This is a genomic window from Chryseobacterium tongliaonense, from assembly GCF_041224435.1.
Classification (GTDB): domain Bacteria; phylum Bacteroidota; class Bacteroidia; order Flavobacteriales; family Weeksellaceae; genus Chryseobacterium; species Chryseobacterium tongliaoense.
In genome coordinates, this window is record NZ_JBGFFD010000005.1 from 1 (window position 1) to 25,871 (window position 25,871).

Annotated in this window: 26 protein-coding genes; 8 read left to right on the forward strand and 18 right to left on the reverse strand. The window is 36.3% G+C overall.

The window, feature by feature from the left end:
• Window positions 1-193: 193 nt before the first annotated feature.
• Window positions 194-481, forward strand: coding sequence for a GNAT family N-acetyltransferase (locus AB8P06_RS11785; protein WP_369841933.1), 288 nt, complete (start codon window positions 194-196; stop codon window positions 479-481).
• Here the strand turns inward: AB8P06_RS11785 and AB8P06_RS11790 are convergent, their stop codons facing one another.
• The gene (locus AB8P06_RS11790; RefSeq protein WP_369841936.1) at window positions 482-1,579 is read right to left on the reverse strand and encodes an MBL fold metallo-hydrolase; all 1,098 of its coding nucleotides are present in this window, start codon (window positions 1,577-1,579) and stop codon (window positions 482-484) included. It lies immediately after the preceding gene.
• Between the two features lie 167 nt (window positions 1,580-1,746).
• Between AB8P06_RS11790 and AB8P06_RS11795 the strand changes: the two genes are divergently transcribed.
• Window positions 1,747-3,258, forward strand: a complete 1,512-nt coding sequence (locus AB8P06_RS11795) for a S41 family peptidase (RefSeq protein WP_369841939.1) — start codon at window positions 1,747-1,749, stop codon at window positions 3,256-3,258.
• 70 nt (window positions 3,259-3,328) lie between these two features.
• Here the strand turns inward: AB8P06_RS11795 and AB8P06_RS11800 are convergent, their stop codons facing one another.
• The 6 genes from AB8P06_RS11800 to AB8P06_RS11825 all read right to left on the reverse strand — a co-directional run bounded on the left by AB8P06_RS11800 (window position 3,329) and on the right by AB8P06_RS11825 (window position 9,871).
• A complete protein-coding gene (locus AB8P06_RS11800) occupies window positions 3,329-3,922 on the reverse strand; it encodes a hypothetical protein (protein ID WP_369841942.1) in 594 nt (197 codons plus the stop codon).
• 18 nt (window positions 3,923-3,940) lie between these two features.
• Window positions 3,941-4,441: an RNA polymerase sigma factor gene (locus AB8P06_RS11805; protein WP_369841945.1), complete on the reverse strand. Its 501-nt coding sequence runs from the start codon at window positions 4,439-4,441 to the stop codon at window positions 3,941-3,943.
• 128 nt (window positions 4,442-4,569) lie between these two features.
• A complete protein-coding gene (locus AB8P06_RS11810; RefSeq protein ID WP_369841948.1) occupies window positions 4,570-6,582 on the reverse strand; it encodes a M4 family metallopeptidase in 2,013 nt (670 codons plus the stop codon).
• A 111-nt stretch (window positions 6,583-6,693) separates the two neighbouring features.
• Window positions 6,694-7,506, reverse strand: coding sequence for a hypothetical protein (locus AB8P06_RS11815; protein ID WP_369841951.1), 813 nt, complete (start codon window positions 7,504-7,506; stop codon window positions 6,694-6,696).
• Window positions 7,507-7,523: 17 nt separating this feature from the next.
• Window positions 7,524-8,027 (reverse strand): RNA polymerase sigma factor, encoded by a 504-nt coding sequence (locus AB8P06_RS11820; protein ID WP_369842413.1) that lies wholly within the window; start codon window positions 8,025-8,027, stop codon window positions 7,524-7,526.
• 215 nt (window positions 8,028-8,242) lie between these two features.
• The gene (locus tag AB8P06_RS11825) at window positions 8,243-9,871 is read right to left on the reverse strand and encodes an NADP-dependent glyceraldehyde-3-phosphate dehydrogenase (RefSeq protein WP_369841954.1); all 1,629 of its coding nucleotides are present in this window, start codon (window positions 9,869-9,871) and stop codon (window positions 8,243-8,245) included.
• 176 nt (window positions 9,872-10,047) lie between these two features.
• On the opposite strand from AB8P06_RS11825, the gene tpx reads away from it, so the two are divergent.
• Window positions 10,048-10,605 carry a thiol peroxidase gene (tpx, locus tag AB8P06_RS11830; RefSeq protein ID WP_369841957.1) on the forward strand — a complete coding sequence of 186 codons (558 nt, stop codon included), beginning with the start codon at window positions 10,048-10,050 and terminating at the stop codon, window positions 10,603-10,605.
• Window positions 10,606-10,931: 326 nt separating this feature from the next.
• Here tpx and AB8P06_RS11835 read toward each other — a convergent pair whose 3' ends face one another.
• The 7 genes from AB8P06_RS11835 to AB8P06_RS11865 all read right to left on the reverse strand — a co-directional run bounded on the left by AB8P06_RS11835 (window position 10,932) and on the right by AB8P06_RS11865 (window position 18,190).
• The gene (locus AB8P06_RS11835; RefSeq protein ID WP_369841960.1) at window positions 10,932-11,693 is read right to left on the reverse strand and encodes an MBL fold metallo-hydrolase; all 762 of its coding nucleotides are present in this window, start codon (window positions 11,691-11,693) and stop codon (window positions 10,932-10,934) included.
• A gap of 52 nt (window positions 11,694-11,745) precedes the next feature.
• Window positions 11,746-12,300: a Crp/Fnr family transcriptional regulator gene (locus tag AB8P06_RS11840; protein WP_369841963.1), complete on the reverse strand. Its 555-nt coding sequence runs from the start codon at window positions 12,298-12,300 to the stop codon at window positions 11,746-11,748.
• Window positions 12,301-12,318: 18 nt separating this feature from the next.
• A complete protein-coding gene (gene hutU / locus AB8P06_RS11845) occupies window positions 12,319-14,304 on the reverse strand; it encodes a urocanate hydratase (RefSeq protein WP_369841966.1) in 1,986 nt (661 codons plus the stop codon).
• A 158-nt stretch (window positions 14,305-14,462) separates the two neighbouring features.
• Window positions 14,463-14,879 (reverse strand): endonuclease domain-containing protein, encoded by a 417-nt coding sequence (locus tag AB8P06_RS11850; protein ID WP_369841969.1) that lies wholly within the window; start codon window positions 14,877-14,879, stop codon window positions 14,463-14,465.
• 149 nt (window positions 14,880-15,028) lie between these two features.
• Window positions 15,029-15,316, reverse strand: a complete 288-nt coding sequence (locus AB8P06_RS11855; RefSeq protein WP_369841972.1) for a hypothetical protein — start codon at window positions 15,314-15,316, stop codon at window positions 15,029-15,031.
• A gap of 87 nt (window positions 15,317-15,403) precedes the next feature.
• On the reverse strand, window positions 15,404-17,764 hold the full coding sequence (locus AB8P06_RS11860) for an outer membrane beta-barrel protein (protein WP_369841975.1): 2,361 nt from the start codon (window positions 17,762-17,764) through the stop codon (window positions 15,404-15,406).
• A 93-nt stretch (window positions 17,765-17,857) separates the two neighbouring features.
• Window positions 17,858-18,190, reverse strand: a complete 333-nt coding sequence (locus tag AB8P06_RS11865; RefSeq protein ID WP_369841978.1) for a DUF6249 domain-containing protein — start codon at window positions 18,188-18,190, stop codon at window positions 17,858-17,860.
• 107 nt (window positions 18,191-18,297) lie between these two features.
• Here AB8P06_RS11865 and AB8P06_RS11870 point away from each other — a divergent pair, with 107 nt between their 5' ends.
• Together AB8P06_RS11870 and AB8P06_RS11875 are read left to right on the forward strand one after the other, a co-directional pair.
• Complete coding sequence (locus tag AB8P06_RS11870) at window positions 18,298-18,843, forward strand: RNA polymerase sigma factor (RefSeq protein ID WP_369841981.1); 546 nt, start codon at window positions 18,298-18,300, stop codon at window positions 18,841-18,843.
• Window positions 18,830-19,219, forward strand: a complete 390-nt coding sequence (locus tag AB8P06_RS11875) for a hypothetical protein (RefSeq protein WP_369841984.1) — start codon at window positions 18,830-18,832, stop codon at window positions 19,217-19,219. The genes AB8P06_RS11870 and AB8P06_RS11875 overlap by 14 nt, the downstream gene beginning before the upstream one ends.
• Window positions 19,220-19,259: 40 nt before the next feature.
• Here the strand turns inward: AB8P06_RS11875 and AB8P06_RS11880 are convergent, their stop codons facing one another.
• The 4 genes from AB8P06_RS11880 to AB8P06_RS11895 form a co-directional block, all read right to left on the reverse strand.
• Window positions 19,260-20,237, reverse strand: coding sequence for a 2-hydroxyacid dehydrogenase (locus tag AB8P06_RS11880; protein ID WP_369841987.1), 978 nt, complete (start codon window positions 20,235-20,237; stop codon window positions 19,260-19,262).
• Between the two features lie 80 nt (window positions 20,238-20,317).
• Complete coding sequence (locus AB8P06_RS11885; RefSeq protein ID WP_369841989.1) at window positions 20,318-20,581, reverse strand: prevent-host-death protein; 264 nt, start codon at window positions 20,579-20,581, stop codon at window positions 20,318-20,320.
• Window positions 20,582-20,739: 158 nt separating this feature from the next.
• The gene (locus AB8P06_RS11890; RefSeq protein ID WP_369841992.1) at window positions 20,740-21,132 is read right to left on the reverse strand and encodes a DUF1801 domain-containing protein; all 393 of its coding nucleotides are present in this window, start codon (window positions 21,130-21,132) and stop codon (window positions 20,740-20,742) included.
• A gap of 3 nt (window positions 21,133-21,135) precedes the next feature.
• A complete protein-coding gene (locus AB8P06_RS11895; protein WP_369841994.1) occupies window positions 21,136-21,789 on the reverse strand; it encodes a protein-L-isoaspartate(D-aspartate) O-methyltransferase in 654 nt (217 codons plus the stop codon).
• Window positions 21,790-21,921: 132 nt separating this feature from the next.
• On the opposite strand from AB8P06_RS11895, the gene AB8P06_RS11900 reads away from it, so the two are divergent.
• The 3 genes from AB8P06_RS11900 to bla-A all read left to right on the forward strand — a co-directional run bounded on the left by AB8P06_RS11900 (window position 21,922) and on the right by bla-A (window position 25,864).
• Window positions 21,922-22,887, forward strand: a complete 966-nt coding sequence (locus tag AB8P06_RS11900) for a Gfo/Idh/MocA family protein (RefSeq protein WP_369841997.1) — start codon at window positions 21,922-21,924, stop codon at window positions 22,885-22,887.
• Window positions 22,888-23,189: 302 nt separating this feature from the next.
• The gene (locus AB8P06_RS11905; RefSeq protein ID WP_369842000.1) at window positions 23,190-24,920 is read left to right on the forward strand and encodes a cellulase family glycosylhydrolase; all 1,731 of its coding nucleotides are present in this window, start codon (window positions 23,190-23,192) and stop codon (window positions 24,918-24,920) included.
• Window positions 24,921-24,985: 65 nt separating this feature from the next.
• Window positions 24,986-25,864, forward strand: coding sequence for a CGA/CIA family class A beta-lactamase (gene bla-A, locus AB8P06_RS11910; protein WP_369842003.1), 879 nt, complete (start codon window positions 24,986-24,988; stop codon window positions 25,862-25,864).
• Window positions 25,865-25,871 lie beyond the last annotated feature (7 nt).

Sequence of the window (25,871 nt, forward strand, 5' to 3'; positions counted from 1 at the left end):
AATCTTTTAATCTTTTAATCTTTTAATCTTTTAATCTTTTAATCTTTTAATCTTTTAATCTTTTAATCTTTTAATCTTATTATAAATTACGTTAAATATTCCTGAAAACTCAGTCGTCATATCAATTTAATTTGTAATTTTAAGAGAGAAAAGCTTTTATAACCATTTTAAATTCAATCCAATCTCAAAAATTATGGAAAATATAAAATTTGAAATATCTCCATATCAAGATGAATTGCAGATATTAATTGATGAAAAAAAAGCAGGCTACATGTCTATTGAGATTGACGGAAGGCTGTTGATTGTTTACTACACCAAACTCAACGAAGAGCTTGAAGGCAAAGGATACGCCAAGATGCTTCTGGATGAGCTGGTACGCTATGCCGAAGAAAAAAACCTGCTGGTAGATCCTGAATGCGATTTCGTAAGACAACAGTTTGAAAATCATCCGAAACGATACAAGGATATCTGGCATGCCTGATTAATCTTCCCACCAGGCTTTAAACCTGTTCTCAGAAGTATTCAGATCAACTTTTTCACCAATCATTGGAGTGAGTATATTCAGATTTTTTTCTTTTCCGAGGCTTGCTACCTTTTTCAGAGGTTCATTCCAGGCGTGAAGAGCCAGTGCAAATTTTGAAGAATGCACGGGAATAATATTTCTGGCGTTAACGTCAATACTGGCCTGTATTACTTCTTCCGGAAGGGCATGTATATATTTCCATGCTGCATTGTACTGTCCGTTTTCTATGATGGCAAAATCAAACGGCCCATATTTTTCACCAATCATTTTAAAATGGCTGTCGTAGCCGCTGTCACCACCCAGGAATATTTTTTTGGTTGGAGTTCCCAGTACATAAGAAGTCCATAAGGTGTTGTTTCTTTTTGTTTTTCTTCCGGAAAAATGCCTTGCCGGAGTAAAGGTAATTTTAATATTATTCTTTAAATCTGACATTCCGCCCCATTCGTCTTCAATCAGCTGATTCTCCTGATAGCCCCATTTTTCAAGGTGTGCACCTACTCCTAAAGGCAGAATTACTTTTCCTACTCTTTCCCTGATCGCTTTTACCGTAGGATAATCCAAGTGATCAAAATGATCATGGGTGATGATAAGATAATCGATAGCCGGAATATCTTCCGGTTTAAATATATCCGAGCCTGTAAAAGCTTTATTAAAAAACTTAAACGGCGAACCATAAGAGCTTAAAACGGGATCAATTAAAAAAGAAACCCCATCGGTCTGAATATAATAGGACGAATGCCCCATCCATATAAAAACATCTTCTTCTTTGGGAAGCATCTTCAGGTCGGTATGAATAGCAGGAATACTTTTCAGCGGTTTTAAAAGCGGATCTTTTTTAGCAATAAAAAAATCATACAGCACTTTAGACATGCTGTAACCTTCGGCAAGTGAGGGAGTATGACTAAGATTATGAAACTGTTTGTTTTTGTAAAGCCGGGACTGCTTCATTCTTTCCAGCCTTTTTCCTTTGGGTTCCGTTCCGAAAGCTTCCATACCGGTGATCATATAATAAGCCAGTACGATTAAGATTAATATTGCTATAATTATGTAAATCATTCTAATAAAATAAACCTTCAAATGTATTAACTTTTGATCTATAAAAGAAAGAAACTTAATCTCTTTTAGCTAAAATCAATCATTAACAAAAAATATCCGTTTCCATTATCCGGATTTAATTTAAACCGTTAAATTTGCCCTTTCAAAAAAACACACAAAAAACACCATTGAAAATTATATTATTTTTTGGACTGATCATCCTTACCTCCTGCTCTTCTGCTGTCGTTCAGCAGCAACAGGACGTATGTATAGCTCCGGATAAGCTTAAAAATGATGTTGATTATGCCTATACAAAACTTAAGCAAATCCACCCCCAGCTGTACCTGTATATTTCAAAAAGGGATCTGGATTATAAAATGGACAGCCTGAAACAGACTATTAATAAACCCCTGAATCCGGTTCAGTTTTATTTCAAATTACAGCCTGTCATTGCCAGTATTCATGAAGGGCATCTTTCTCTTCAGGCGCCTGTCAACAGACCGGCTAGGGATAAAAACAAATTTCTCGGTTACAGAAACCGCTTATTCGGTCATTTTGGTTATTACATCCATGGTAATCATCTGTATATCGCAGAAAATAAAGATTCCGTGTATCCTATACAACCCGGCTCCGAGATCCTGAAAATCAACAATGTTCCTGTTTCGCAATATATTGGAAAATACAAAAAAATGATCAGCAGCGATGGTTTTAATTCCACTTTTCTGCCGTATTATTTAAGGGATACGTTTTTCTTTTTTTATGTCCTGGAAAACGGGTTTTCAGATCATGCACAACTTGAAATTTTATATAAGCATAAAACACAGGTTTATACTATTGAAAGGGAAAAGATTAATGAAAAAGACCTGCTACAGGCTAATGAACCCCATAAACAGGCTGGCCCTGCGAATTGTACCACCAACAGGGATCTTAAGTTTTTAACTCCTGATAATTCTGTTGCTTATATGAGCATAAAAAGGTTTTCACATTATGATTCCGATAAGTTTTATAAAGAGGCTTTTGAAAGGATAAAGGAAGCGAAATCCTCTTATCTTATTATTGATATCAGAAATAATTATGGGGGTTCGCTACAGGAAATCAACAATCTGTATTCGTATCTGGTTTCCGAGCCTTTTACGCTTATAAAACCCTCAAGGATCAAATCGGAGTTTTCTCCTTTAAAAACCAATTATTTCAGGAAAAGCAGCACATGGGAATATGCTTTGAAGGGTATCACCTATCCTACTTTTTTCTTCCTTAAAACGCTTAATACCTATAAAGGAAAGGACGGTAAATCGTATTACAAAATAAAAGCCGATAATATTACCCAACCCAGCAAAGATGCCTTCCATGGAAAAGTGTATGTTCTCATTAACGGCGGAAGTTTTTCAGCTTCTTCTATTTTCAGCTCTAAACTTAAATTTGACCGCCGGGCTGTTCTGGTTGGGGAAGAAAGCGGCGGAGCCAATGATGGTACGGTTGCCGGATTTTATTCATACCAGGTACTTCCCAATTCTAAAATCACCCTTCCTATCGGTATACTTCAGGTAAGTCCGAATATTACCCTTTCCCATTCCCGGAGAGGTGTTATTCCGGATGTTGAAATCCGGGAGACCCTTAAAGATATCATCCGCAAAAATGATGTGCAGCTGAACTGGGTAAGAAATCAGATTGAAAAAGAGAAAAAGAATACTCCGAAATAATTGTTAAAAAAATTTCGTGTATTCTTGTTATGAAAATAAGGTTTCGGCGGGCATTCTGCCCGCCGAAACCTTATTTTTTCAATTCTTTTAAAAGATTTTCAATCTGAATGATATACTTCCCATAGAAGGTTTTAAACCAGAACTTCCCGAGAAGATAAAGAAGAAACAAGCCACCAACTACAGAGGTAAGAATTGTGGTTGCTATTGTAAAATCACTTATAGGTACCGGACGTGGGATAAATTCCATGACAATAATCAGCTCACAAACCAGAAACGGAATAAAGGCAAGATAAAACGAAAGATAATATTGTTTATTCAGATTGAGCTGATGCAGCAGATCTCGTAAGGCATCATACGTTCTCATCATCGGATTGCCAATATCTTTATAAAGCTTGAAAAACTTGCTGAAAAAGAAAAAGGTAACCAGTCCCATGGAAGCCAGCAGTATGGTGAGATAAAATTTAAATTTAAAAGGAGCACCACACAGCCAGACGATGGTAAATCCGAAAATAAATATTCCTACGGTCGACCAGAATTCCATGCGCATATTTTTACGCATTTTTTCCAGGGGAAGACTGATCTTTTTATTTTGTTCAATGCTGATTTCCGGTGTTTCTTCAAAAACATCTTCATTCCAGGCATTTTTTAGTTCATCTATATTCATTTGGTATTGATTTAAAAATTAGTAGGTATTTGAATTTAAGATATCTTTTAATTTATTTTTGGCGCGGTTCATTTTCACTCTTACATTTCCCTCAGAAATTCCCATCTGATCGGCGATTTCCTTTCCGGAGAAATTCTCCAGGTAATAGAAAATAAAAGCTTTGTCTATCGGATTGAGCTGATGAATGGCATGATACATTTTTGATAGTTTTTCTTCTTTCCCATGATCATATTCATCCTGTTCAATTTTGTAATGGGAAAAATCTTCGTTGGCTATAAAGCTTCTTCTTTTTTCGGATTTTAAGAAAATGATAGCGGTGTTCAAAGCAATCCTGTACAGCCAGGTAGAAAACTCACTCTGCCCTTTGAAGCCCGGATATGCTTTCCAGACCTGATAGGTGATTTCCTGAAAAAGATCATCACGGTCATCTTTTTCATCCATGTACATTTTAGAAATCTTGAAAATGATTCCTTTATGTTTTTCAATTTTATCTAAAAATTCTTGTTCTAATGAGGTCATGGTTTTTTACTCTACAGAGTTAGTTTGCGTTTGAAAAATATGTTACAAACCATTTATAAAAAATAATAAAAAAACCCGACAGAAAAATTTCTGCCGGGCTCCATTGTGTGTTTTTTTGTTTTTTAATTTTACTCAACTACTATTTTTTTGGAAACAGTATTGCCGTCTGCATTAATTTTTAATACATAAACTCCTTTTAGAGTTCCGTTTATATTAATTTTATTTGCTCCTTTATTTAATTTCTCAGTTTGTTTAACAAGTTTTCCTGAAACATCATAGATTTCAAATGTTGCGTTATTCTTGTTATTATCTATCGTAAATACACCGTTTTTAGCAGGGTTCGGATAAACACTGAACTGGCTTTCCAGTTTGGAAACTTCATTAGTTGCCAATACACCGCTTCCGATACCTACTGCATACCAGGCATTCACATTCTGAAGCTGTTCTGTTCCTCCTGCACCATACAAATCTGTAACCGCTTGTTTTGATGCATTATAAGCATCAAGAAAAGTACTGTTAGGCGTTAAATAAGTCGTTAATGTTTTGTAAGCAATTTTTTCAGCCTTTGCAAGGGTAATTCCTGTAACATTATAAGCATTTCCGATATCGTTTGTTCCGGATCCGCCTTGTGAAAGCAAATAGAACCAATAGTTTCCTACTCCGCTATTAGCGTGTACACCGCCGTAATCATTATCGGCAGAGGTATTGGCCGTATTTACCCAAAAGGTTCCCTGATAGGTATCCGGTTGTTTACCAAGCGACTGAAGCCCGGCATTCGGGTTGCTCATATTACGGATATAATTCACAGAGGTATTAAGAATTCCTTCTCCCATCGTCCAGTTTGCCATTGAAGGCGCTCCGTAAAATTCAATTGCAGTTCCGAACATATCGGCAAAAGATTCATTTAATGCTCCTGATTCCGCCTGATAATTAAGACCTCCGGTTCCGTTTCTGGAGATAATCATGTGAGAATATTCGTGACCACCTACGTCAATAGAAGCCATTGTATTGGCTACTCCGGGTTGAGCAGGTATATTACCGTTTCCAAATGCCATAAACTGCATTCCGTTGGACAGACCTACAGCCGTAGCATTGAAACCGTATCCTGCAGGAAGGCTCGGATTTAAGTTGGAAAAATCCATATTATAATAATTGGAGATCGGCGCACCCTGTCCGTCGTAGCTATTCCTGTTGAATTTGTTTAAATAATAATCATAGGAAGATTTAATGGCCCAGTGTACTTCTACCGGTGCTTTTGTAGCTGCTGCAGTGAAGTTTGCGGTAGCATTTGTATATTCCGTTGCTCCGTTCAGGATAATATATCCATTGGCATCAAGCCCAATCTGCCCATCAATGCTTGTTGCATCCATCGTACGGATCTTTCTTGCATTATCCAGCAATCTGTAGGCACCATTGTATGAATCTACTGTGATCGACTGGTTACCTTTGTAGTATGTAGCACTTACGGAAGGGGTATCTACAGTATGAATCTGAGAAAGTGATTTAACGATCTCTTTAGATGAATTATCTATATAATATACTTTAGAGAAAAGAGGTTTCATGGCAGAAGCCCAAACCATTGATGTGCTGTGCAGGCTTATTCCTCTTCCGTTATAAACTTTTGCAATTACATTTTCAATATCGGAAAAGATCAAATCATTGGCCGCGGTATTAGTATCGGAAGAGATAATATTTTTCAGTTCCTGGGAAGAGATCTGCTGACCTGCCGTTACAGCAATGTTATTAATCACCTCACCATTTACATAGGTTACCAGGTTATTTTTTTCATGAATCGAAATAATATCATCCATTACTTTAATTCCCTGGAAATAATGCTGATATATGGAATGTTTGATTCCCAATTCATCTGTCGATGCTTTAACAAATTTAAAAGTGTGATCACTTCCTGTCCCTAACCATTCACCTAAATGATTAATCAAAAAATCTGAAGAAACACTCTGACCGCTAAAATTAGCCTGAAAAGTCCCCATTAAAGAAGAGGTGGAAATTCGGGGCAAATCTTTGACAGAAATTTCCGATCTGTCCTTATTTTGGTTTTGGGCCTGCACCAGTGAAAGCGGGGCTACACCAACAGCAAGGGTAAAAGCTAATGCTTTAACGAAAGTAGTTGTTTTTTTCATAATATTTACTTGATTAAATTTCCCAGTTAGTAGAAAAAAATTATAAATGTTACAGAATTGTTGAAAATTTTTAACAAAAAAATTCTTATTTACAGGATAACATACACTGAATCAATTTAATCCGTCTAAAGTGTTAAGAAGAATATTTAAGTCTATATAACCGAGCTTGGCAGCAGCAATAATAATGATCAGAAGTATCAGTGTCAGAAAAAATATAATGAATATATACACCCCCACAAACCATAATACCGTATTGATAATATTGCCGGTAATCCCATATTTATTCATAAAAAACTGCTGTGATTTTTCAAACCATGTTTTTTTTCTTACTGCTTTCGGCCTTACTTCAATTCCGTTGAGCTCGTCTACCAGACTGACCACATTTTCAATGTATTTGCCATACATATAATAGATCCAGTATTTTATAATGAAGCAGATCAGTAAAATACTTATAATAAGGCTCACTGCGAAAATGGCAACATTATACCGCTCTTCAAAATGAAAGCCTATCTGAATAAGGCATAAAAGAAAGGCAAGAGGAATATAAGAAATATAATAGGCAATATAAATTTCCTTGGAGATCAAAAGTTGGGTTTTGATATTAAACAGGTCATAATTGGTATTGATACTGCTTTTTTTAAGCAATCCGTATAGTTTGATAAACCTGGAATAAAAATAAATGATAAAGCCTAGTGATAAAATCACTTCAAACATCGATATTGTTTTGATGTTCGAATCATGGGTAGCAAAAGGAAAACCGTATAAAATGGTAGGTAATGTGACGATCATTAGCCAAAATTCGGTTTTCATATTGATCCTTATCATCTCCAGGGGAGAATGAATCTCATTCTGTTTTTCCAAAGAGATCTCCGGAAGATCCTGTTTATCTTTGTCCCAAAGTTCTTTAAAATTTTCTAATTCCATTTCCTTATTGTTTAGGTTTAAGCCGTCCTTTGTTTTTCAATTATTTCTTTCAGTTTTATTTTGGCTCTGTTGAGCTTCACTCTTGCATTTACTTCCGTAATTCCCAACTGCCGGGCAATCTCCTTACCCGGAAAATCTTCCAAAAAGAAAAAAATAAGTGCTTTATCAATAGGACTTAACTGATGAATCGCTTCGTACATCATCTTCATGTTTTTATCATCGGTGTCATTGTAATTTTCCTGATGAGTGGTAAAATTTTCAATGTTCTGATGTTGTATAAAATGGCGCTTTTTTTCACTTCGTAGAAATACAATGGCTGTATTAAGTGCGGTTCTGTAGAGCCAGGTTGAGAAATCACTTTTCCTTTGGAAATCTTTGTATGACTTCCAGGCCTGGTAAATAATCTCCTGATAGAGATCATTCTGATCTTCCTGATTATCCATATACATCTTAGAGATTTTGAAAACCACACCTTTATGTTTTTCAATCTTCTCCAGAAATTCTTTTTCCAATAAAGACATCCCACTTTTCTCTGTACAGTTAGTAACATTTTTACACAAATGTTACATATTTTAACAAAAAAAATCTATTTTACATTAAGTTTTAATAAAATCAATCTAAGTTTTTGCTTTGTTGAATAAAATTTATGAAAGATGATTTCTACATTGAATGCAAAACAAGAGCTCCGGCAAGAAATTAAAATTTCTTGCCGGAGCTCTTTTATGTAATCATTTAACTAAAAAATATAATCTGTGCTCAGGAAGTTGGAATCATGTTCTCTTACAATGGTGTTTAACAAACTCTTGTTGGAATCCGTTAATTTTGCCGCTACCAGAGAACGGATTGAGAATGAACGAAGCGCATCAAAAACCGAAAGGGTACCTTCCGCACTGTCTTTTCTTCCGGTAAACGGGAATACATCCGGACCACGTTGAGCCTGACAATTGATATTCACACGGCTCACCAGATTCACAAACGCATCAATTAATTTTGATACTTCATGCGGATCTTCACTGAAAATACTTACCTGCATCCCGTGTGAAGCATTCACCTGATAGTCAATAGGTTCATCAATATTCTCGAAGGGAACCACCGGAATCACAGGTCCGAACTGTTCTTCATGGTATAATTTCATATCACTGTTCACCGGATATACTACCGCAGGGAACACAAAAGATGCCTCATTATAACCTCCGTTTTCATTTAATACTTTCGCACCTTTTGCCAGAGCATCATCAATACATTCTTTAAGGTACGGCGGTTTATTAACTTCAGGAAGCGGTGTAATCTTCACATCTTTTTCCCATGGAAGTCCGGGTTTTAAAGCAGATACTGCGGCATTTAGCTTTTCAGTGAATTCAGCGGCAACTTCTTTCTGTACGAATATCAGCTTAAGGGCAGTACAACGCTGACCGTTAAAAGAAAGTGCACCCAGGATACATTCGCTTACCGCTACATCAAGATCTGCATTTTTGGTTACGATCGCTGCATTTTTAGCATCTAAACTTAATATGGCTCTTAAGCGGTTAACTTTCGGGTGTAATTTTTTCAGTCCGTTGGCTACCTTACTCGATCCGATGAAAGCCAGGACATTCACTTTTCCGCTTTCCATAATCGGGGTAATGATCTCGGAACCTTTTCCATATAATGTATTCACGGTACCTTTCGGGAAAGCTTCTTTAAAGGCATTCAACAGTGGATAATGGGCTAAAACTCCATGTTTAGGCAGTTTAAATAAGATCGTATTCCCCATAATCAATGCGGGAATCAAAGTGGTAAATATTTCGTTTAAAGGATAGTTAAACGGTCCCATGCTCAATACCACACCCAACGGAGCTCTTCTGATCTGGGCAATTGTTCCTTCCGCCTGCTGAAAACGCGACGATTCACGATCAAGGTCTTTCAAAGCATCAATAGTCTGGTTGATGTAATCTACGGTACGGTCAAATTCTTTGGTAGAATCAGCCAGGGTTTTTCCGATTTCCCACATCAATAGTTTTATAATCAGATCCCGTTGCTGAATCATCAGGTATACAAACTTCTGCATACATTGTATACGCCCTTCAACGGACATCGTTGGCCATTCTCCCAAACCATTGTCATAGGCTTTAACTGAAGCTTCAAGAACTTCCATTGCATCTTCCGGGCTGATATTAGGAATGCTTCCCAACAGTTTTCTTTCCAATCCGTTTTCTGTAGGAATGCAAACCGGAGAATAAATATTGGTAACCTCACCTTTCCATTCTACAAGCTCACCATTCAGCAGATAAGTTCTTTGATGGATTTCAGGAACTTTATATTCTTCAGGGATTTCGTTTTCGCTTTTAAAAATTTCGTGAAATGACGGCCTTTGTATTGAATCCATAAATCTTTTTATTTTTTTTAATAATTAATAGTAAATTTTTTGTCAGAATAAAGGTAGATGTTAAAATTGATTTTAAAAATAGTCAGGTAATAGATTTGCTCTATTTGAAGGTTGTTTGAATTAAAATTAATGTTGGGTACTAAAAAAATGAATAATTTTACTTAAAAATAAAATTCATGTTTTCAAAATTAATTTTCAGCGCGTTATTCTTTTTCTCAGCATTTACTTTTGCTCAGAACACCGTTTTGATGGGAGGAAAGCCTGTACATACTTACGCAAAATTGCCATCGGTAAATAAAGCAGCTCCAAAATTTACCCTTACAGATGTTACGATGAAAGATCAGACATTAGATTCTTATAAAGGAAAATTTCTGATCCTTAATATTTTTCCAAGTGTAGACACCGGTGTTTGCTCGGCTTCTGTGCGTCATTTTAATGAAGACGCCGCCAATATCCCGAATACGGTTGTTCTTTGTATTTCCAAAGATTTGCCTTTCGCCCAAAAAAGATTTTGTGGAGCAGAAGGAATAAAGAATGTAGTAATGCTTTCGGATTTCCGTTCTGATTTCGGAAAAACTTACGGTGTGGAAATCACAGATTCTGTGATGAAAGGTCTTTTAAGCAGAGCTGTTGTGGTGATCGATCCGTCAGGAAAAATCGTTTATGAAGAGCAGGTTGCTGATATTTCACATGAACCGAATTATGAAGCGGCTATCACAGCAGTAAAAAAGTAATTTCTTGCTTTAAGGGTAATTATAAAATAAGGTAACTATATACTATTTTAGACTTATTGTTTCTGGTTTCTTTAATAATTGGTTTTTATATCGCAAAGAAAAATTATGAATCAGACCTATCGAAGATGAGCAAAGTTTTTTAATCTATAAAATAGATTTTCAAAAGAATGCTTCACAGCAGCCTTGCTGCTTTTCTTTGCTTTTTTTAAATATAGCAGTCAGATTTTAAAGCTTTGCGTTAATAAAAAATTAGTGTAAATAATATATAGTTACCTAAAGTAAAAAAGAGCTGCTCGCACCAGCGTACGAAAAAAACACCTCATTATTTAAGCATTCATCAGCATCTCCCCATCTTTTAAGATCATATACTTCTGTCCTGTTTCCTCTGAAATGCGTTTCAGATTATCCTCATTAAATTTCTTGGGGATATAGAATTTTTCATGTTCAAACAAATCATAATGTATCGGAACCAGTTTTCCAGCGTGTAATAAACGGGCTGCAGCAAAAGCCTGCTCCAGATCAAGAGATGCAGGAATGGGACTGTATTCCAACCCTATAACTCCAAAATCCACCACCACTCCATTCACCGGTAAAAACGCATAGTCTATCCCTTCATTTTCTTTTCCCAGTTTCCAGAACTGATTGTGCCAGATTGTATCACCGCCGTGAAAAATTTTTGTATCCTGGTCTTCTATGATCCATGAAGACTGTATTTCACCAATGCCATCCATCGCAAATACGGGCTTAAATCTGAGATTATTGTCTGTAAAAACTTCATCAAGCTCTAAAATGATCATGTCTTTGTCTCCGATATTTTTTTTAACAAAGGGCTCAAGTTCTGAATAAACGATTAGCTTACCCTCTTTTTTAAGACATTTTTCTATCACACTTTTATCAAAATGATCCAGATGCATATGGGTAAAAAGAATATAATCTGCTTCCAGATCATCTGTAAAAGTCAGTAATTTTTCAACAGCTTCTCCCAAAACAGGTTTGTAGTTGGAAAAATCTTCTACAGCATCAACCAGAATGGTTTTACCGTTGGAAACTATCTTTATTCCGGCCCAGTTTAGTTTTTGTATTTCCATATTTTTTCCAACAAAGGAAATAACTTACAGAGAGCGAAACAATAAACAAAAGTTAATTAATTCTCTTTCTGATCCGGCTTAAAGAAATAGGAGTAATTCCGATATAAGAGGCGAGGTATTTCAGCGGAATATGCTGAATATAATGAGGCTTATGCTTCAACAGATATTCGTACAAGTTCTGCGGAGTGTTTTTCAGGAGCAGCATTTCCCTTTTCATAGCTGCATTCAGTTTTTTGCTCAGATAGTAATTCTGGACAAACCGGCAGTCAGGATTGAGCGTAAACATTTCTTTCACTTCATCCAATCCGATTTCCCAAACAAAGCCTTTATCTATAGATTCAAAGACAGCTTCAGCCGTTTTTTCTTTAGCATTTTCCCCGATCACAAAAACATCTCCCGGAAAATAAAAATCAGCCGATATTTCCTGGTCAATGTCCGATATTTCTTTGGTATAAAATTTCCGGACAAGGCCTTCCTCAACGAGATAAACCTTATTGTCCGAAAATATTTTTTTCTTTGAAAATTCAAGCTTAATAAATTTTTCCCACGCAGGATCTTTCCCGTCGATATTAAGATGTGAAAAAAGTTTTTTGTTAATGCCTGTCAATGTTGATCGTTTTAAGTTTTAAAATAAACTTTCGTCTACAATATTGGGAAGCGTCACTTTCAGGTTCGGTTCCACTTCCATTGCTCTTTTTATTGCGAAAATCGCGCCTTCATTTCTGGCCCAGCTTCTTCTTGAAATTCCATTGTTTACATCCCAGAACAGCATAGATTTCAGTCTTCTGTCTGCATCATCACTTCCATCCAGCAACATTCCGAAACCACCGTTGATCACTTCGCCCCAGCCTACTCCGCCTCCATTGTGAATGGAAACCCAGGTTGCCCCACGGAAACTGTCACCAATCACGTTATGGATGGCCATATCTGCTGTAAACCTTGATCCGTCATAGATGTTCGAGGTCTCTCTGTAAGGCGAATCTGTTCCTGAAACATCATGATGATCCCTTCCCAGAACTACAGGTCCGATTTCACCATTTTTAATTGCTTTATTGAATGCTTCGGCAATTTTCATTCTGCCTTCTGCATCAGCATATAAAATTCTCGCCTGTGAACCTACAACCAGCTTATTTTCCTGAGCGCCTTTGATCCATTGGATATTATCTTTCATCTGCTGCTGGATTTCTTCCGGTGAATTCTGCTGAATTCCTTCTAAAATCCGACATGCAATATCATCTGTTTTCTGTAAATCTTCAGGTTTTCCGCTTGTACATACCCAACGGAACGGCCCGAAACCATAGTCAAAACACATCGGCCCCATAATATCCTGAACATAGCTCGGATATCTGAATTCTCTTCCCAGGGTTGGATTTTCAGACATTACATCGGCTCCGGCCCTTGAAGCCTCCAGTAAAAACGCGTTTCCATAGTCAAAGAAATATGTTCCCTTTTCTGTATGTTTATTGATCGCTGCTGCGTGTCTTCTCAGGGTTTCCTGTACTTTCTGTTTGAATAATTCAGGGTTTTCAGCCATCATCGTATTGGATTCTTCAAAACTCTGTCCCACAGGATAATATCCACCCGCCCACGGATTATGCAATGAAGTCTGATCTGAACCTATATCGATTCTTAGATCTTCCTGATCAAATTTCTCCCAAACCTCAACGATATTTCCAAGATATGCCAAAGAAACTGTTTCTTTATTTTCCTGGGCTTTTCTTACCCTTTCTACCAATTCATCAAGGTTTTCATGGATTTCATTCACCCATTTCTGCTCATGACGGATTTTTGTGATTTTAGGATTTACTTCGGCGCAAACCGTCACACAGCCTGCAATATTTCCTGCTTTTGGCTGGGCACCACTCATTCCTCCCAATCCGGAAGTCACGAAAAGTCCGCCTTTAGGTTCTTTTTTAATTTTTCTGAAAGCATTCAGCACTGTAATCGTTGTCCCATGAACAATTCCCTGCGGACCAATATACATATAGCTTCCCGCCGTCATCTGGCCGTATTGGGAAACACCCAGTGCATTAAACTTTTCCCAGTCATCCGGCTTTGAATAATTCGGAATCACCATCCCGTTGGTGACCACCACTCTCGGCGCATCTTTATGAGACGGGAATAATCCCATCGGATGGCCGGAATACATCACCAGAGTCTGCTCATCAGACATTTCTGACAAATATTTCATCGTCAGAAGATACTGTGCCCAGTTTTGAAAAACAGCACCGTTTCCTCCATAAGTAATCAGTTCATGAGGATGTTGAGCTACCGCATAATCCAGATTATTCTGAATCATCAGCATAATAGATTTTGCCTGCTCAGATTTTCCGGGATAATCTGTAATCGGTCTTGCCTTCATTTCATAATCCGGACGAAAACGATACATATAAATCCTTCCATACGCTTCAAGCTCCTGCTTAAATTCCGGCAGTAACTCCTCATGAAACTGAGGTTCAAAATAACGTAAAGCATTTTTTAAGGCTAACTTCTTTTCTTCGTCAGCTAAAATTTCTTTACGCTTCGGAGCATGATTGATATTGGTTTCGTATGGTTTAGATGGAGGCAGCTGATTGGGTATACCCTGCTGTATTTGTTCTTGAAAAGTCATATTACTGTTTAAGTTCAATGTTTAACGTCTGAATTTCAAAATTTTTGACGTTTTAAAGATATTCAAATTAGAAAATACAATGCAAAGAAAAACGAAAAAATTCCCCTCCTCCGGAGGGGTGGATTCCAAAATTTGATAAATTTTGGAAGACGGGGTGGTTAATATTGATAATGTTCGATAATAAAAATCTCCAGATCTTTCATCGCCACAGCCAAATTATTTCTGATATCAAAATCCGTAATTCTAAAGACTTTTAAAGCCAGAGATTCAAGATACTTCTGTCTTTCTTTGTCATAAATTTGTTTTTTATCATGGCTCCAACCGTCAATTTCAATGACCAGACCTAATTTTTTTACGTAAAAGTCTACAATATAATTTCCGATGATTCTTTGCCTGTCAAAATCAATATTGTAGAAAGACCGGGCACGGACCTGTTTCCAGAAAAGAACTTCACTCAGAATTCCTGCCTGGCGCTTATCTCTTAGAAGACTTTTCAGATGTGGATTGTAGGGAATTTTTTCAACGAAGTTCTTTCGGATAGGAACTTCGTTGATGTAGGTAAGAATTTCATTCATGTTTGTGTTTTTATATTTTTAAACCACCCCCGCTTCTCCTTTCAGTTCGAAGCCCCCTCCAAAGGAGGGGAATTTACCCTCTTAAAAAAGAAGCCGGGAAATGTGATGGTCTAAAATAAAAAACCTTACTCAATAAGTAAGGCCGTATATCAACTGATCAGGTCATCATTTTCTTCTTCATGGTCATCTTCATTATCACTGAGGCTCCAGTAATTATTTTCTTCATCTTCAGATCCTATTTCTTCCATATCATCATCTTCATCAGAACCGGGAACATCAAGGCCCATTTCCATATCATCATACTCTTCATCATCGATTGGATTTCCATCTCCATCCAATGAAATATGCTTTTCTTTGTTAAACATATCTTCATTCGGATTGTAATCCATTTGGTCTAATTTTCTGTTTTGCTCATTGAGGTTGTCTTCTGGTATCATAATCTTAGTATTTAAATGTTTCATTAGATAGAACAAAAATAATTCCAACTATAAGCTCATGGGAGTTATTTAAAAAAAGATTAATCTTTAGTTGGCAAGATCATTATTGTCTATTTTCCGTCGGGTGGTTTTAATTTCATCTTTCAGTTTTCCGAATTTATAACCGATGTTAAGACCAAAAGATCTGTAGTAATCTCTTATGTAATTATTTTGATAAAAGGTATCACCCAAAGTCTCCGTAACTGATTTTCTGTAGGTATTGAACGGATTATTAATAAAAGCTGAAAAAGAAAGCTGTTTATTCAATATACTTTTACTGATGCTGAAAGATAAGCCTGTGAAAGCATTGGTTGTATTTTGTAATCCCGCAGGCATTTTGCTGTTGATTTCCAGATTTGAATTTATGCTCCAGTTATTTTCAAACTGATAGCCTGCCGACAGATTAAGATAATAGGTAAACAGATTATTTTCAACCCGGGCATCGTTCACTTTTCCATTAATGAAAAACATTGCGGAGTTTCCGTTGATGCTCACATTCATTTTCCTGGTTACGGGGTAATTGAAATAATAATCAATTCCTAATCTTCCTGCTTTACTGGAATTTTCAAATGTTGTTTTTGTGATATTGGCAACAGGGTCATAGGTAGACACTTTCAGATCTATCTTATTGGAAAAGGAGTATGAGAGCCCTACATTCAGGTTTATTTTTTTATTATAGGAATAACTGGCCATGATATCATTATTAATCACTGATTTCAAATATGGATTTCCGCTGGTCTCAAAATACGGATTCGATTTATTGACAAAGGGATTCAGCCGGTTGATTCCCGGTCTTTTGACCCGTTGCGAAAAACCGAAATTAATGCTTTGGTCTTTCCAGTTTTTTCCGATCGAAATATTCGGAATAAAATTGAAATAGTTTTGGTTAACTTCTGTGCCTGTGGATGTAAAATTCACATGGGTCTCCGTAGCTTCTGCCCTTAAACCCAACTGCAAATTCCAGCTCATTAAGGAAAACCTTGTTGAAATATAAGCTCCGTAAATGTTTTGTGTATTGATAAACTCATCCGAATTGTTTAAACTTTCCGGAACCGAAATATAATCACTGCTGTTTTTACGGAGAATAGCTTTCACTCCTGTTTCTAAATAGACTTTTTTAATATTCTTTACAAAATCAATCTGAAAAGTATGTTCATTGTTTTGATTTGTATTATTCTGATCAATTCGGTTTGAAGAATGGGTAATGATGTTTTGAATATCTGAAATATTTGTGATGTCATCGTTATAGCGATTGAATTTATATGACACTGTTAAAAGCTGGCTTTTATCCCGTTTAAAACCTATCTGGTAATTAGCGGAAGCTTCAAAACCGTTTCCTTTGTTTTCCGAATGGTTGTCTGAATTATTATTTTCCGTTACGATATTTTGCTGATAAAAATATGAATGAAGAAAATCTTTCGAAGTATTGCTGGAAAGGTTTGAACCTAACTGAACGGTCAGTAATTGTAAGCTGTCTATTTCATAACTCATATTCGCATTGAAATACCCGCCATTTCCTTTGTTGGAAGTTCTTCCATCCTGTTGAAGAGCACCTGAAACAGCTTTTTGATCGTTATAATAATTGATTTCGGGATTATTCCGCAAAAAACCACCTCCATATGCTGAAATGCCAAGCTTTTTCTGTTTCAGGTTTAAGGAGAATCCCAGGTTTTGTTCCTGTTTGGGAAATCTGGTTCCAAAATTCACTGAAGCATTGTAACCGTGACTCATCTTTTTTACGGTAATAATGTTAATAATTCCGGAAACACCTTCTGCATCATACTTTGAAGACGGGTTGGTAATAATTTCAATATTCTGAACCGTATGGGCCGGAATACTTTTCAGGATTTCTTTTGCATTGGTATTCAGAAGCTGTGTTTCTTTACCGTTAATCATAATTTTAAAGTTGGTATTTCCTTTAAAAAGGATGTTATCATTGACATCTACAGACAGGTACGGTAATTTTTTCATCATTTCTATCAGGTTTTTTGACTGACTTTCGGGATCTGCCTGAATATCATATACCAGACCGTCAATCTTAGTTTTAATTATTGGCTTCCTGATACTGATCATCACTTCTTTAATAGCCGTTTCTTTATTTAGAAATATCGTTCCGAAATCCGGCTGACCGCCTTTAAACCTGAGCATTTTCATTTGAAATTCCGAACCGGTAATCAAAAGTTTCAAATTATCTGCATCGAGTTGAGTATGGATTAAAAATGTTCCGTCTTCTTTCGATATTTCCGCAGCAATAATATTCTGATTCCGGTCTAAAATCTTCAGTGAAGCAAACGCTACGGGTTTTCCTGAAACGGAATCTTTGAGCATACCGGAAAATGTTTTCTGGGCATATAATTGAGCCGTAAAAAGCAGGCAGGTAAAAACTGTAATAGCATATATGGGTTTCATAATAAGTTGGATTATGGACATAAAATCCCCGGAACAAAATTTTTTGTCCTTAAAATAGTCGGGGATTTTATTGATTAGATTAAATAAAGAAGCTTATTTCTTCTGATTTTTCATCAGGAAATAATAGGTAAGAAAGCCGAGCGCAACAAAGACTGTCATTACACCATAAGGAAGAGGAGTATTTTCATCATACGGAAGAAATTCCAGAACAATTAAACCTATTCCGCCGAATAACAGGATAATTCCCCATTTCAGCATTTCCGAATTGAATCCGGTAAGGTTGTTAAGAATTACATAGAGCTTCTCATCTGCATTTTCCTTATTCAAGATCTTTTTTTTCAGATTATAATTGGTGATCACCACGATGACTACGGATATAGCGATCAATAAGGCAATCATGACTATAAAGGGTGCTAATTGTTTCATATCGATTTATATTTTGCCAATAGACAAAAGATGATCATAAAAAGTTACAAAAATTAGAATAAATTAGAAATTTGTAACCTGAAACTAAAAAACTTGTCTAATGTGATATGTTTGATGAAGAAAAAACCATTAACGAAATTCTGAAGGGAAACCTCAACGCTTTTCAGCATATTGTAAAGCAGTATCAGAATCTGGTTTATTCTATCTTAAACAGAATGCTCAGCAATGATGAAGATATAGAAGATGTAGGTCAGGAAGTATTTATTAAGGTATATGATCATCTCAAAAGTTTTAAAGGAGAATCCAAACTTTCAACCTGGATCGCTAAGATTACGTATAATGTTGCAGTCAATTATATAAAGAAAAATTCAAAACAGCATTTCAATACGATCGATGAATATTCAGATTTCCGTTTTACTTCTGAAACCCCTGAAACGAAGCTTATCGGAAAGGAATTTGACCTTTATATCAACCGATTGATCAATGAGCTGCCTTTACAGTACAGAACGGTTATTACTCTGTATCACATGGATGATTTCAGCATTCAGGAGATACAGAATATTACAAAATTTCCGGAAGGAACTATTAAAGGATATTTATTCAGGGCAAGAAAATTATTAAAAGAAAAACTTGAAAAAGATGGCTACCAGTAAAAAAAATCAAAAATATCCCGGTAATTCGGAAGATCAGCAGGAGATATCCGAAAATGATCTGAAAATGTATGATCTGATCGATACAATTTTAGAAAAAAAACAGGATGCAGGCTTTCCCCTTGGATTTTCTGATAAGATCATCCAAAAAATTGAGGCCAGACAGGAACGTCGGTTCAATCTGAAATTATCCATATTATTTTCAGTATTGCTTATAGTGGGACTTGGCTTTCTGTTTACATTTTTTAGTGAGAATCAATTTCCAATAATGACATCTACCTTTTTGAAATATAAATTCATGGTGATTTTTATACTTTTCATGGTGATTTCCGTTCAATTAAGCAGTCGGTTTTCAGCTTTAAAAAAATTGGAAAGCTGATCCTTTCCAATTCTTTTATGTATTATTTTTCTTGAAGTTTTTAATTTTTATATACTTCAGGATTCGCACAATAAGGCATTTTTTCACCTTTGGAGAAAGCAATGATATTTTCTGCCGCCATCTTTGCCATTCCGGTTCTCGCTTCAATCGTTGCAGAACCGATATGAGGCAAAACGCAGACATTTGAAAGTCCCAGAAGTGAGCTTTCTTTGGACATCGGTTCAGGGTTTGTAACATCTAAACCGGCTCCCCAGATCTGCTTTGAAATCAGGGCTTCGTACAAATCTTTTTCATTCTGAAAACCACCTCTTGCCGTATTGATGAAAATTGCATTGGGCTTCATCTTCTCAAAAACAGGTCCGTTAAAAAGCTCATTCTGCTGTGGGGTAAAATTCGCATGAATGCTCAGTACATCCGACTGTGAAACTAATTCTTCAAAAGAAACATAGGTTGCATCCAGTTCTTTTTCCGCTTCTTCATTGCGGTGGCGGTTATGGTAAATGATATTCATATCAAAAGCTTTCCGGGATTTTTTGGCCATTTCAAAACCAATTCTTCCCAATCCGAAAACGCCTAATGTTTTCCCATACAACTCCTGGCCTAATGCATGCAGCGGATCAAAATCACCCCAACTCCCGTCTTTTACTTTCTGGAAATAATAGATCGCTCTTCTTGCAACCGATTGCATCAATAAAAAAGCAACATCAGAAGTGGCTTTACTTAGAACATCAGGTGTATTTCCGATCGGAATTTCTCTGCGATTGGCTTCTTTTATATCGACATGGTCAAAACCTACGGAATAAAGAGCAATTGCCTTTATATTGGGACATTGATCAAAAAAATCTTTATCATATTTAAATTCACCGCCGATACTTAAAATGACGTCGGTATTCTGACAATAAATCAGCCATTCTTCATGAGAAAGATTGTCATGTTCAGGTATGAAAATTTCCAGTCCTGCTTCTTTAAGCATATGAATTCCTGCTTCCGGAATTCTTTTGTTTACAAATACTTTCATTATTGTTTTACTTAAAATGTTAAGAAATAAAAAACCTCACTCCTGCTAAAAAGTGAGGTTTTTTACTTTGCTATTAAAAATTATTGATTTTCATCCGAATTGTCTTTATTTTTCTCCCAGGCTTCTGAAGCCATTTCCTGAATCTCTTCCCATACATCTTTCGCTGATTTCTGAGCATGGGCCATAAATCCCTGTTTCGTAGCTTCCTGGTTCTTACTTTTCATGTCATTCAGATAATCCTTCACCTGTTGGGAATAGCTTTCTGCGTGGTATCCCGGATTATTATGCAGGTTTTTCTGAATATTACTGAAATCGTGAGAAGATTTAAATCTATTCGTATCCATGATCATAAAAATTTAAGTGATTAGGTGATGAAAATACTTCAACTTCCGTTCCGAAAAATCATCTGGATTTATAGTTTATCATCTTAATTCTATTTTGTCTTGCTTCAGTAAAAGGATAGATTGACATGATATAAATTGTCAATCTTTGCGATTAATATTTACTTTAATCTGATCAGCTGCCCTTTCCTTTTGACAATATTTTTATAATCCCACTGTATATCCCTGGATTTTGCCAACCATCTTTTCAGATCATCTTCATCAATTTCCTGAACTGAAATATATCTTTTTTCTGCAGCCTTAAATGTTCCCTCGGCTTTGAGCTCTTCTTCATCAAAAGACTGTCCGCTCCAGAAAAGTAATCTTACGGAATCTTTCAGTTTACTATATCCTGCAACCGGATTTCCTTCCAAAAACCATACGGGATGCCGGTGCCAGATCTTATTTTCTGCATTATCCAACTCACGGTCGATTATTGTGGAAAGCAAACGGCAGATCTCTTTATCAGACTCAGCCTGCATTTCATTATAGTCGATGATATCGGGATTTATCATGGCTTATTGATTGGTATTATTAAGCATCGGAACAAATTTGTAGGCTCCGAATTCCTCTTTTTCAATTTCCGTGGGAGAAATTTTTGTGAATCTGTATAAAACCTGTTCATCAGTAGGTCCTAATGGAATCACCATTTTACCCCCCACTTTTAACTGCTTTAATAATTCCGTGGGTAAAACGGATGCTCCACAGGTTACAATAATCTTATCAAACGGAGCGAAAGTCGGCAATCCTGCAAAACCATCCCCAAAACTCTGAAATTTTGGAAACAGGTGCATTTCCCTGAATTTTTTCTTTGAAAAATCAAACAGATCTTTCTGTCTTTCCACCGTATATACCAAAGCTTTCATTGCCAGTAAAACAGCTGTCTGGTAGCCACAACCCGTACCGATCTCAAGTATTTTCTCACCTGGTTTCACCTGTAAAAGCTCGGATTGTTCCGCTACTGTTGACGGATGAGATATGGTTTGATGGGCCAGAATCGGAAAAGCACGGTCTTCATAGGCAAAATCTTCAAAAATACTTTCAATGAAGAGATGTCGCGGAACTTCATTCATTGCTGAAAGTACACTTTCATCTGAAATTCCGATCTTATACCGGAGATAATCCACCAAAATCTTTCTTTTTCCTTTATGTACAAATGAATCGTGCGTCATGAGATGATCGTTATTAGGGAGCGGGTTCTATTCCTACAAATGTAAAAAAACAATTAGTATTTATCAACCCAAAACCTATTATCTGTTTCCTAATACCTAAATTTATTATCTTTACAAAAATTAAAAAAAGCTATGTTGAAAGCAGGTTTGGTAGGTGCCGGACATTTGGGAAAAATACATTTAAAGCTTCTCAATCAATCGGATAAATATGAATTCGTGGGTTTTCATGATAAAGATGCAGAAAACGGAAGAAAACTGGAAGCCGAATTCGGTTACAAATATTTTGAAAATTTTGATGATCTTCTGGATCAGATCGATATGCTGGATATCGTAACGCCCACTCTTTATCATTATGATTACGCTTTAAAAGCCATTCAGAAAGGACTTCATTTTTTCATAGAAAAACCTGTTACCCAGACCTTGCAGCAAGCAGAGGAAATTCTTTACAAATGCCGTGAAAACGGGATCAAAGCACAGGTAGGACATGTTGAAAGATACAATCCTGCATTTATGGCGACTAAAGAATATATTAAAGATCCTATGTTTATTGAGATTCACAGACTGGCAGAATTCAATCCACGCGGGACCGATGTTTCCGTAGTGCTGGATTTAATGATCCACGATTTGGATATTTTGTTAAGTATTGTGAAATCCAAAGTTAAAAACATCCATGCCAGCGGTGTTTGTGTAGTAAGTAAAACTCCGGATATTTCCAATGCCAGAATAGAATTTGAAAACGGATGTGTGGCCAATCTTACGACTTCAAGAATTTCAATGAAAGCCATGAGAAAAAGCCGTTTCTTCCAGAAAGACGCTTATATTTCCGTAGATTTTCTTGAAAAAAAAGCAGAAGTCATCCGTATGAAAGATGCCCCTGAAAATCCTACTCCATTTGATATGATCATCGAAAATGCAGATGGAGAAAAGAATCAGATTTTATTCGAATATCCGAATATTCAGCCTAATAATGCCATCCTGGATGAATTAAACTCTTTTGCGGATGCCATTACTGAAAATAAAAATGTGGAAGTTTCCCTGGAAGACGGAACGGAAGCATTAAAAGTAGCGCTGGAAATTATGAAACTGATTACTAAATAATTAAGATATTAAAGTAATTTTTTTTGAACCATTAAGGAATTTGAAGAAATTAAGTTGAGCTAAGATTAATCATCCTGATTTTTAAGATGTTAATCTTAAGCAAAGCAAACTTAATATCCTTAATTACTTAACTAAATTCTTAATGGTTTAAAATTCCATTAATATTACATCTTATTTCCTCTCTGAAAATTTTTTATCCAGAGAGGAATTTTAATTTTTATTCAATAATTTTTAAATATATTTGTGATTACTTAAAAAAAGTAATTCTTAAAACAATCTCCTAATATTTTAAAATCAAAACTATGAAAAGAGCCATTCTATTATCCGCAGTTTTATTGTCTCAATTTGGGACATCTCAATTACTGAAAACAAATGGTCAAAAAATCGTGAATGATAAAGGTGAAAATATTCAGCTTAAAGGTCTCGGGTTGGGAGGATGGATGCTGCAGGAAGGTTATATGCTGAAAACAGCTGATTTTGCAGGCCCACAATATAAAATCAAGCAAAAAATTGCAGAGCTGATCGGTGAAGATGGCATGAATGAGTTTTATAAAGCTTATCTGAAAAACGGCATTACAAAACAGGACATCGATTTTCTGGCAAAATCAGGCTTCAATTCTATCAGGCTGCCGATGCACTATAATCTTTACACACTGCCAATTGAAAAGGAGCCTGTAAAAGGTCAAAATACATGGCTGGAAGAAGGTTTTAAAATGACGGATGACCTGCTGAAATGGTGCGCCGATAACAAAATCTACCTGATTCTAGATCTTCATGCTGCTCCGGGCGGACAGGGAAATGATGTGAATATTTCTGATAATGACAAATCAAAACCTTCTCTCTGGGAAAGTGAGGAAAACCAGAAAAAAACGATTGCCCTCTGGAAAAAACTGGCAGAAAGATACAAGAATGAACCATGGATTGGCGGCTATGATTTGATTAATGAGCCGAATATCAATTTTACCGGAAAAAACCCGAACGGTACCGACGAGATGTCCAATGCCCCACTCTGGAAATTACAGAAAGAAATTACAGCAGCGATCCGGGAAGTTGATCAGAAACACATCATTATTCTTGAAGGAAACGGCTGGGGAAACAATTATAACGGATTGATTCCGATCTGGGACAACAATATGGTATTCAGTTTCCATAAGTATTGGAATAATAATGATGATGCAACGCTGAAAAACGCATTGGATTTAAGAGAACAGCACAATATGCCGATCTGGCTCGGAGAAACGGGAGAAAACTCGAATGTGTGGTTTACAGAGCTTATCCAGCTGCTGAATAAACATAATATCGGATATGCATTCTGGCCGATGAAGAAAATCGATAATACCGCAGGGGTTACCAGTGTAAAAATCACTCCTGAATATCAGAAATTACTGGATTACTGGAAAAACGGCGGCGAAAAACCTTCAAGGGATTTTGCTTATAAAGCTTTAATGAAGATCGCCGACAATTACAAATTCAGCAATGTAGAAATTAAAACGGATGTGGTGGATGCGATGTTCAGACAGGTAACCGATGATTCTACAAAGCCTTTTAAAAATCATTCAGCTCCGGGAAGAATTTTCGCTACCGAATATGATCTGGGAAGAATGGGTTCTGCGTACACAGATAAAGATTTTACCAACCTCTGGGTAAGTGATCCTGCCAAAAGATCTGAATGGAATGCCGGCCACCAAATGAGAAATGACGGGGTTGACATTTATTTGTGTAATGATAAAATCACCAATCAGTATTACGTCGGGAAAACCGAAGCCGGAGAGTGGATCCAGTATACCATCAACAGCAAGGCAGACAAGACCTATACTTTTGATATAAGATATGCAGCCAACACCGATTCAAAAATAAGAATTGAAGATGTCTCAGGAAAAAAACTCGCTAATGTTTCACTCACTGCCACAGGCGGAAATGAAAACTGGAAAACAGCTTCTGTCAAAAATATCAGCCTGAAAAAAGGGGAAAATAAAATCAGGATCGTTTTTGAAAATGACGGGGTCAATCTGAATTATTTTGAAGTGAAATAATATTTGATACAAATTAACAAATCCCTTTTAGATGCTAAAAGGGATTTTTTTTTAAATTTACATCTATGAAAAAAATAGGATTTCTTTTTGTTCTGATCTCAACATTTACCTTTGCTCAGAACTCAGTACTTGAGCAGAAAATCAATTCAATTATAAAAGATAAAAAAGCAACTGTGGGAGTTTCGGTCCTGGGTTTTGAAAACGGTTTTACCTATAATAAAAACGGTGATAAAAAGCTTCCGATGCAGAGTGTATTCAAATTCCATATTGCTGCTGCAGTATTGAATTTTGTTGATAAAGGAAAACTTTCCCTGGATCAGAAAATATTCGTTAAAAAAACAGATCTTCTGGAGAATACCTGGTCTCCCCTTCGCGAAAAATATCCTGCCGGGAATATTGAAATTCCATTAAGTGAGATCATCGATTTTACCGTTGCCCAGAGTGACAACAATGGCTGTGATATTCTTTTGAAATTAATCGGCGGAACATCAACAGTTCAGAAATTCATGGATTCTAAAGGGGTGAAGGGTTTTCAGATCAGATTTAATGAAGAAGAAATGCATAAAGACTGGAATGCACAATATGAAAACTACTCTACCACCAACTCTATTGTACAGGTTTTGAAAAAGTTTTATGACGGAAAATTTCTTTCCAAAAAATCTACGGAATACCTGATGAAAGTAATGCTCGGGACAAAAACAGGAACCAACAAACTGGTAGAGCAGTTACCCAAAAACACACCTGTTGCCCACAAAACGGGATCTTCCGGAAAGAATAAGGATGGATTAACCGGTGCTGAAAATGATATGGGAATTGTAACCCTTCCTGATGGAAAACATTATGCAATTGCCGTATTTGTAAGCAATTCCACGGAAACTGATGCGGTAAACTGCAAGGTTATTTCCGATGTTTCAAAGACGGTCTGGGAATATTTTAATAAGTAATTTTTAA

Excerpts from the sequence above, each read along its gene's own strand:
- AB8P06_RS11860 (WP_369841975.1), bottom strand. The coding sequence starts at position 17,764 with ATGAAACCCATATATGCTATTACAGTTTTTACCTGCCTGCTTTTTACG.
- AB8P06_RS11805 (WP_369841945.1), bottom strand. The coding sequence starts at position 4,441 with ATGACCTCATTAGAACAAGAATTTTTAGATAAAATTGAAAAACATAAA.
- AB8P06_RS11870 (WP_369841981.1), top strand. The coding sequence starts at position 18,298 with ATGTTTGATGAAGAAAAAACCATTAACGAAATTCTGAAGGGAAACCTC.
- AB8P06_RS11835 (WP_369841960.1), bottom strand. The coding sequence starts at position 11,693 with ATGGAAATACAAAAACTAAACTGGGCCGGAATAAAGATAGTTTCCAAC.
- AB8P06_RS11820 (WP_369842413.1), bottom strand. The coding sequence starts at position 8,027 with ATGTCTTTATTGGAAAAAGAATTTCTGGAGAAGATTGAAAAACATAAA.
- AB8P06_RS11810 (WP_369841948.1), bottom strand. The coding sequence starts at position 6,582 with ATGAAAAAAACAACTACTTTCGTTAAAGCATTAGCTTTTACCCTTGCT.
- AB8P06_RS11900 (WP_369841997.1), top strand. The coding sequence starts at position 21,922 with ATGTTGAAAGCAGGTTTGGTAGGTGCCGGACATTTGGGAAAAATACAT.
- AB8P06_RS11800 (WP_369841942.1), bottom strand. The coding sequence starts at position 3,922 with ATGAATATAGATGAACTAAAAAATGCCTGGAATGAAGATGTTTTTGAA.
- AB8P06_RS11875 (WP_369841984.1), top strand. The coding sequence starts at position 18,830 with ATGGCTACCAGTAAAAAAAATCAAAAATATCCCGGTAATTCGGAAGAT.
- AB8P06_RS11890 (WP_369841992.1), bottom strand. The coding sequence starts at position 21,132 with ATGATAAATCCCGATATCATCGACTATAATGAAATGCAGGCTGAGTCT.
- AB8P06_RS11815 (WP_369841951.1), bottom strand. The coding sequence starts at position 7,506 with ATGGAATTAGAAAATTTTAAAGAACTTTGGGACAAAGATAAACAGGAT.
- hutU (WP_369841966.1), bottom strand. The coding sequence starts at position 14,304 with ATGACTTTTCAAGAACAAATACAGCAGGGTATACCCAATCAGCTGCCT.
- AB8P06_RS11865 (WP_369841978.1), bottom strand. The coding sequence starts at position 18,190 with ATGAAACAATTAGCACCCTTTATAGTCATGATTGCCTTATTGATCGCT.
- tpx (WP_369841957.1), top strand. The coding sequence starts at position 10,048 with ATGTTTTCAAAATTAATTTTCAGCGCGTTATTCTTTTTCTCAGCATTT.
- AB8P06_RS11905 (WP_369842000.1), top strand. The coding sequence starts at position 23,190 with ATGAAAAGAGCCATTCTATTATCCGCAGTTTTATTGTCTCAATTTGGG.
- AB8P06_RS11785 (WP_369841933.1), top strand. The coding sequence starts at position 194 with ATGGAAAATATAAAATTTGAAATATCTCCATATCAAGATGAATTGCAG.
- AB8P06_RS11790 (WP_369841936.1), bottom strand. The coding sequence starts at position 1,579 with ATGATTTACATAATTATAGCAATATTAATCTTAATCGTACTGGCTTAT.
- AB8P06_RS11850 (WP_369841969.1), bottom strand. The coding sequence starts at position 14,879 with ATGAATGAAATTCTTACCTACATCAACGAAGTTCCTATCCGAAAGAAC.
- bla-A (WP_369842003.1), top strand. The coding sequence starts at position 24,986 with ATGAAAAAAATAGGATTTCTTTTTGTTCTGATCTCAACATTTACCTTT.
- AB8P06_RS11885 (WP_369841989.1), bottom strand. The coding sequence starts at position 20,581 with ATGGATACGAATAGATTTAAATCTTCTCACGATTTCAGTAATATTCAG.
- AB8P06_RS11825 (WP_369841954.1), bottom strand. The coding sequence starts at position 9,871 with ATGGATTCAATACAAAGGCCGTCATTTCACGAAATTTTTAAAAGCGAA.
- AB8P06_RS11855 (WP_369841972.1), bottom strand. The coding sequence starts at position 15,316 with ATGATACCAGAAGACAACCTCAATGAGCAAAACAGAAAATTAGACCAA.
- AB8P06_RS11880 (WP_369841987.1), bottom strand. The coding sequence starts at position 20,237 with ATGAAAGTATTTGTAAACAAAAGAATTCCGGAAGCAGGAATTCATATG.
- AB8P06_RS11895 (WP_369841994.1), bottom strand. The coding sequence starts at position 21,789 with ATGACGCACGATTCATTTGTACATAAAGGAAAAAGAAAGATTTTGGTG.